Here is a 7,853-nt window from a genome sequence, read left to right on the forward strand (position 1 = left end):
TTGATAAAGTGGCTGATAAAGAATATAATGCACATCAATCTATTTGCATTTATCAATCTACTGCATAAAAAACAGTGTTTTTATTCTCAATCACCCAAAATAGGAAGGTGAGTCGTGAAAACCGTACTTCTCAAACATTTAGCCCAACTTTATACGGGGTTTACTATCCGGGAATCCATTGATTATCTCGAATATGGCGAAGTCAATGCGGTGCAAATTAAAGATTTGCCCAAAGATTCGCATCAGATTGATACGGCGCTTTTAACCGGTATTGAGTGGAAATATGATTCCAAGCCACAGTTTTTACCGCATAACGCTATTTTATTGGTTGCGCGCGGTGAACCAACTGCTTATCTTTTTTCAGGCAGCATTGAAGATAAAGTCGTGGCAAGCAACCCATTTATTGTCATTAATTTAGTCAATGAAGAATTATTACCGGAATATCTAGTTTGGTATCTCAACCACTCAATGACGGCAAAAAACTATTTCTCATCGGCTTCGCGTGGGAGCTCATTTCAAATCATTACGCTTGCCGTTGTGAAAGAATTACCCGTCAACATACCGCCACTTGCCGTTCAGCAACACATTATCGGGCAGCATTCACAAGCCTTAGCCGAACAAAAATGCTTTGAGCGGCTGATTCAATTGCGTCAGGAATATAACGCCGCCATGGCAGAACACCTTTTAAACGCAAACTAAGGAATGAACATGAACATGAATATTAAAAACACCCCATATCATCCGCATCACAGCACACTGGTTTCTATTTTATGGAATATTGCTAACGGCTTGCGCGGCCCTTACCGTCCGCCACAGTATCGCCGCGTGATGTTGCCGCTGATTGTGTTGGCGCGCTTTGATGCGATTTTGAGTCCGCACACCGATGCGATGAAAGTCCTATTTGATGAAGAACAAAAGAAACCAGAAAAAAAACGTTTGCCGCGCGTATTGCTGGATAAAAAACTCACCCATATTGTAGGAGAAGCGCGTAAACAAACGCTTTACAACACCAGTGGATTTAACCTTGCCCGTTTGCTTGATGACCCTGATCATATTCGAATTAATCTGATTAAATATATTGGTGGTTTTTCAGCGAAAGCCAAAGATATTTTTGATAAATTTAAGTTTGAAGAAGAAATTGACAAACTCGATGAGGCCAACCGCTTATTTAAAATTCTGCAAACCTTTGTCGGTGACTTACAAACGCAAGGACTGACTTTATCACCGGATGCAATTTCTAATACCCAAATGGGCTATTTATTTGAAGAACTGATTCGTAAATTTAACGAACAAGCCAACGAAGAAGCAGGCGATCACTTCACCCCGCGTGAAGTCATCGGCCTGATGGTTAATATCGCTTTTGCCGAAGATCATCAAGAGTTGAAAAAAGCCGGTGTATACCGCACGATTTACGACCCAACCTGCGGCACAGGCGGAATGCTTTCTGAATCTGAAAAAGAGCTTAAAAGCTTTAATCAGGCGATTAGCCTGGGTTTATACGGACAAGAATATAATGCTGAAGCGTATGCCATTTGTTGTGCTGATTTGCTGATTAAAGACGAGCCAGCCGAACACATTATTTTTGGTGATACCTTGGGAATACAAAACGCAAAAGATAAAAATAATGGCTTTATCGCTTGTGATGGTCATATTGGTAAACGTTTCGACTATATGTTTGCTAATCCGCCTTATGGGGTGGAGTGGAAAATTCAAGAAAATTACATCAAAAAAGAATATAAAGACCAAGGATTTCAAGGGCGTTTTGGTGCAGGTCTACCGCGTATTAACGATGGTTCTCTGCTTTTCTTACAACACATGCTCAGCAAAATGAAACAACCTGAAACAGATGAACAAGGCTCACGCATTGCCGTTGTCTTCAATGGCTCACCGCTCTTTACCGGCGATGCAGGAAGCGGTGAAAGTAATATCCGCCGTTATGTGATTGAAAACGATTTACTCGAAGCTGTTATCGCACTGCCCGACCAAATGTTTTATAACACCGGCATTTATACTTATATCTGGGTATTATCCAATAAAAAAAGTGCCAAACGACAAGGGAAAGTCCAGCTGATTAATGCGACACAGTATTTTCAAAAAATGCAAAAATCACTCGGCAACAAACGTAATGAATTATCCGAACAACACATCGCTGACATCACTCAGCTTTATACCGACTTTAAAGAAACCAAAGACAGTAAAATTTTCAATAATCAAGATTTTGCTTATTTAAAAGTGATTGTCGAACGACCATTGCGACTAAACTTTCAAGCAAGCCGTGAGCGTATTGACAAACTCTGGGAACAAACCGCTTTTAATAATCTGACTAAAAGTAAAAAAATTAAAGATGAGGCTCAAATTAAAGCCGATGAAGCAAAAGGTAAAGCACAGCAAGAAGCCATTATTCAAGCATTAAACGGCATGGAAGATACCCTTTATAAAAATCGCGATGCCTTTTTAAAAGTGCTCAATCCAGTATTAAAAAAATTGGATTTCAGTATTGGTGCACCGCTAAAAAAAGCCATTTTAGAAGCCCTAAGTGAACGGGATTCTGATGCGGATATCTGCTTGGATAACAAAGGCAATAAAGAAGCTGATCCGCAGTTGCGTGATAGTGAATTGGTGCCGATGCCGTCTGAAATAGCGTTTCCACTTAGTTTGGGTTATGACAACGAAACCAATCTAGATGAATTATTGACTGCACTTCGTCCAACCGTGTCCGCTTATATGCAGGCAGAAGTTTTACCGCATGTGCCTGATGCGTGGGTAGATGAGAGCAAAACCAAACTTGGCTATGAAATTCCGATTAACCGTCATTTTTATGAATACGAACCACCACGCGATCTCGCCGTCATCAAAGCCGAAATTGTCGCGCTAGAGCGAGAAATTATGCAGATGCTAGGAAACTTGCAATAATTATATGATTTGTAGGATGGGAAAAACCCTACCTACCGCGATTAATGAAATAAAAAATGAACAGATACGACACATACAAAGATAGCGGTATTCCGTGGCTGGGAGAAGTGCCAAGCCATTGGAATATGATAAAGAATAAATATATTCTTGAATTTTCAAAAGGATTGACTATTACCAGAGAGCATTTAACTGAAAATGGTATTCCATGTGTAAATTATGGTGAAATTCACTCTAAATATGGGTTTGAGGTAAATCCTGCCAAGCATCTTTTAAAATGTGTTCCTGAAGAGTATCTGATAAACCATCAAAATGCTTTACTTAAAAATGGAGATTTCATTTTTGCTGATACATCAGAAGATATTAAAGGTTCAGGTAATTTTACTCATTTAAATAGTGAGTTACCTGTCTTTGCTGGTTATCATACAATTATTGCACGCCCAAATTCAAAAGTGGTTTTCCCAAAATTTTTGGCTTACGTATTTGATAGTAATAATTATCGCAATCAAATTAGAGCTAGAGTTAAAGGAGTGAAAGTTTTTAGCATTACACAAGCATTTCTAAAAAATACTTTTGTTTGGCTTCCCCCTCTAACCGAACAAACCGCCATCGCTGACTACTTAGATACTAAACTAGATGAAATTGATACCTTAATTGATAAACAGCAAATCTTGTTAGAAAAACTTGCTGAGCAACGTAGCGCCATTATCACTCAAGCCGTTACCAAAGGCTTAAACCCCAACGCTCCAATGAAAGCGAGCGGTGTGGAATGGCTGGGCGACGTGCCTGAGCATTGGGAATCTTGGAAAATCACTCACTCAATTAATTTGATAGGAAGTGGAACAACTCCTAAAAGCGATAATGAAGAATACTATAATGGAAATATTCTTTGGGTAACTACATCAGAATTAAGAGAAAATGTTATTTTTGATACTAAGCAAAAAGTAACTACTAGTGCTATAAAAGATTATTCTGCATTAAAAATCTATCCTAAAAATAGTGTAGCTATTGCTATGTATGGGGCTACTATTGGAAGATTAGGAATATTAGGTAAAAACGCAACTTTTAATCAAGCATGTTGTGTATTTGAAAATTCAGAAACTCTACATTATAAATTTTTATTTTATTGGTTATGGTATAGAAGACCAATTTTAGTTTCTTTATCGAATGGTGGTGGACAACCTAATTTAAGCCAAGATGATTTAAGAAAACTGAAATTACCATTACCAAACTATGAAGAACAAACCGCCATCGCTGACTACCTAGACCAAGAAACCGCCAAAATTGACCGCTTATGTGAAACGGTGAATCAAACCATAGGCCGTCTGAAAGAATACCGCAGCGCGTTGATTACGCAGGTGGTTACAGGGAAAATTAAGGTGGTATGAGGAATAAAAATGAATGATCTTATTATCTATAATACAGATGACGGTAAAAGTAAGATATCACTTCTGGTGCGGGAAAATGAAGTTTGGCTAACTCAAAGTCAGCTTGCAGAACTTTTTGCCACCTCTGTGCAAAATATATCTGAACATATTAAAAATATTATTAAAGACAGTGAATTAAATGAAAATTAAGTTATCAAGGATTCTTTGATAACTGCCGATGATGGCAAGCAATAGAGCAAGATTTGCGTGAATTAGAAGCATTGGAAAATAGTTTGAGCCAAAGGAGTTAACTGATGCACACCGAATATGATTTTGAAAATGAAATTGAACAGAGTTTATTGACTGAAGGTGGCTATTTACAAGGGCAGGCACGATCTTATGATAAGTCAACCGCACTTTTTCCTGATGATGTGGTGGCATTTATTCAGACCACTCAACCAAAATTGTGGACGCGCTTGGAGATGTTGTTTAAAGAACAAGCACAAGATGAGTTACTCAAAGCATTAAATCAGGAATTGAATATTAAAGGCTGCCTGAAAGTATTGCGTGAGGGTTTTCGCGTGGCAAACCGTACGGCAAAAATGGCTTATTTTGCACCAAATTCCCGGCTAAATGATACGTCGCAGGCGCAATATGACGCGAATAGGGTGAAAATTATCCGCCAAGTGATTACGGAATTTAATGAGCGCATTGATATGGTGATTGCGGTCAACGGTATTCCTGTGAGCACTATTGAGCTGAAAAATGAGTTGTCGGCAACACGCTGGAATGTTCAAGATGCAATGATGCAATATCGTAAGGAACGCAATCCTCAGGGCAAGTTATTTGAATTTAAAAAACGGACGTTGGTGCATTTTGCCGTTGATACCAATGAAGTCTATATGACCACGAAATTAGATGGCGATGGAACCTATTTCTTACCATTTAACCGCGGTTTTAATGATGGCAAAGGTAATCCGCCTGTTGAAGGCGATGTGAAAACCGCGTATTTGTGGCGGGACATTTTGCAAAAAGATAGCCTGATGGCGTTGCTTGGGCGTTTTCTGCATCTAAAGCACGAAGAACACAAAGTGCGGTTAGACGCGGGCTTTCGCTATATCACCACGGAAACGATGATTTTTCCGCGCTTTCATCAGCTGGATGCGGTGAGAAAGTTAGTCAGCCACGCTAAACAACACGGGGCGGGAAAAAATTATTTAATTCAGCATTCAGCAGGATCAGGTAAATCAAATACGATTGCGTGGTTAGCGCATCACTTATCTTCTTTGCATAACGCGGATGATGAAAAAATCTTTCATTCCGTGATTATTGTGACCGATCGTGTGGTATTAGACAGGCAATTGCAAGAAACGGTCGCTCAATTTGAGCAGACTGATGGTGTGGTGAAAAAAATTGATAAAGATACGCATCAGCTCACTGCCGCGATTGCTGCCAATACTCCGATTATCATTACCACTATTCAGAAATTCCCTTATGTGATGCATAGTATCCAAACTAAGGCAAAACACGGCGAACAGATGGTATTGGATACTGAGGGTAAACGCTTTGCAGTCATCGTGGATGAAGCACACAGCTCGCAAAGTGGCGAAACAGCAAGCGAATTACGCCGGGTATTAAATACAAGCGGTATTGAAGCAGCGATTGCGGCAGAGTTTATGGGTTTAGACGAAGAGCCTGAAGACATTGAAACGCAAAAACAGATGTTGCGTGAACAGTTTAAACGCAAGCGTCAGGATAATTTGAGCTTTTTTGCATTTACGGCAACACCAAAATGGAAAACACTGGCGTTATTTGATGAGCCAAATGAATACGGCACAACGCCTTTTCACAGCTACACCATGAAACAGGCGATTGAAGAAGGCTTTATTTTAGATGTATTAGCCAATTACACGACTTATAAACAATACTTTCGCTTATTACGAACAGCAGATGAACATATAGAATTACCAAAACATAAAGCCAAAAAAGCCTTACTGCGCTTTGTGAATTTGCATCCCAGTGTGATTAGCCAAAAAGTCGAAATTATTATTGAGCATTTTTATACGGTTACTCGTCATAAAATTGGTGGCAAGGCTAAAGCAATGGTGGTGACCGGTTCACGAGAACACGCCGTGCATTATAAATTGGCATTTGATGAATATATTGCCGAAAAAGGCTATCAAGGCATCAAATCATTGGTGGCATTTTCAGGCAAAGTGATTTTACCCGAACAAAGCGAAAAAGAATACACAGAACCTAGCATGAATGGTGGCATCAAAGAAACTGAATTGCCTGAGCAATTTGACAGTAATAACTATCAGGTGCTTTTAGTTGCAGATAAATACCAAACAGGCTTTGATCAACCACTTCTGCATACCATGTTTGTGGATAAAGTCCTATCAGGTGTCCAAGCAGTGCAAACGCTTTCTCGCTTAAACCGTACGGCAAAAGGCAAAGAAGATACATTTGTCTTAGACTTTGTGAATACGCCTGAAGAGATTTATGCAGCATTTAAGCCTTATTATCAACGTACAGAATTGGGTGATATTCCTGATGATGATAAGTTAGCTAGCTTAGGTAATACATTAGATGAATGGAATATCTATTCACAAAATGACATTGATGATTTTGCTGAGGTGTGGTTTAGCAGACGGACTACACCAACAAACGGCGAGCATAAAAAGCTCAATGCTATTATTGATAGAGCAGTAAACAAATATCTCTATCTTTCAGATAATAAAGAACACAACGAAGCGCAACAAAAACTGTTTAAAAGCCAACTACAAAGCTATTTAAATTTGTATTTATTTGTCTCACAAATTTTGCCTTATGCCGATTCCATTCATGAAAAACGTTATATCTATTTGAAATCGCTAATGATGAAACTGCCGCGCGGTACTCAAAGTGAAAAACTGGATTTATCAAAAATGGCAGTTTTGCAATATTATCGTTTGCAACAGATCAGCGAAGGCTCCATTCATTTAAATGAGGGTGATGCCAACGCGCTCAAAGGTTCCACCGATGTCGGAACAGGGCAAGCAAACCTCACGGAAGAATTGGATAAACTCATTCAAGATTTAAACGATTCCTTTACTACAGAATTTACGATTGCTGATTTACTATTTTTTGAATCTATTGAAAAGTTTGCTCAAGAAAATCCGGATATTATGGCTGCTGCTACTAATAATCCGCTAGCCTCTTTTATGGATTATTTTAATGAAAGAATGGATGATTTATGTATCAATTTATTCGAAAAGTTTGGCGAAAGCGCAACAAAAATCTTAAATAATCCGCAGATTAAAAGAAAAGTCAGTCAGAGACTAGCGAAAATAATTTATAAGCAGGTACATTCTGCAGCTAAATCAACTCAGCTATAGCAAATAAATTTATAACTTAATCATAATTCTATATTTGAAGAACTGCGGCGAAACGGGTAAGGCGTTACCTAAAGCGTAGATAGAACGGCGCTCGCGGGTAATCTGCTGTAAATGTGCTGAATAAGTTGTCATCATTTTATCCTTATCTATCTGATTGATCATTATTGATTTGAATGAGAGTGTTAATGATCATGCAAAA

4 protein-coding genes and 1 pseudogene are annotated in these 7,853 nt (G+C 38.8%); all 5 read left to right on the forward strand.

Going from position 1 to position 7,853, the window contains the following annotated elements; all coding sequences use genetic code 11:
- Positions 1–114: 114 nt before the first annotated feature.
- The 5 genes and pseudogenes from HPC40_RS02380 to HPC40_RS02400 all read left to right on the forward strand — a co-directional run bounded on the left by HPC40_RS02380 (position 115) and on the right by HPC40_RS02400 (position 7,654).
- Entirely contained in the window at positions 115–699 is a 585-nt protein-coding gene (locus HPC40_RS02380; protein ID WP_208117877.1) for a restriction endonuclease subunit S, read from the forward strand.
- Between the two features lie 9 nt (positions 700–708).
- On the forward strand, positions 709–2,913 hold the full coding sequence (locus HPC40_RS02385) for a type I restriction-modification system subunit M (RefSeq protein WP_235972270.1): 2,205 nt from the start codon (positions 709–711) through the stop codon (positions 2,911–2,913).
- Between the two features lie 56 nt (positions 2,914–2,969).
- Positions 2,970–4,298, forward strand: coding sequence for a restriction endonuclease subunit S (locus tag HPC40_RS02390; protein WP_208117878.1), 1,329 nt, complete (start codon positions 2,970–2,972; stop codon positions 4,296–4,298).
- A 9-nt stretch (positions 4,299–4,307) separates the two neighbouring features.
- A pseudogene (locus HPC40_RS02395) lies at positions 4,308–4,484 on the forward strand (hydroxyacid dehydrogenase); the annotation flags it as partial.
- A 107-nt stretch (positions 4,485–4,591) separates the two neighbouring features.
- Entirely contained in the window at positions 4,592–7,654 is a 3,063-nt protein-coding gene (locus HPC40_RS02400; protein WP_208117880.1) for a type I restriction endonuclease subunit R, read from the forward strand.
- Positions 7,655–7,853: the final 199 nt, after the last annotated feature.

It is taken from the genome of Spirabiliibacterium falconis (assembly GCF_014885015.1).
Classification (GTDB): Bacteria; Pseudomonadota; Gammaproteobacteria; order Enterobacterales; family Pasteurellaceae; genus Spirabiliibacterium; species Spirabiliibacterium falconis.

Coding starts and splice junctions, on each gene's coding strand:
- HPC40_RS02400 (WP_208117880.1), top strand. CDS start 4,592: ATGCACACCGAATATGATTTTGAAAATGAAATTGAACAGAGTTTATTG.
- HPC40_RS02385 (WP_235972270.1), top strand. CDS start 709: ATGAACATGAATATTAAAAACACCCCATATCATCCGCATCACAGCACA.
- HPC40_RS02390 (WP_208117878.1), top strand. CDS start 2,970: ATGAACAGATACGACACATACAAAGATAGCGGTATTCCGTGGCTGGGA.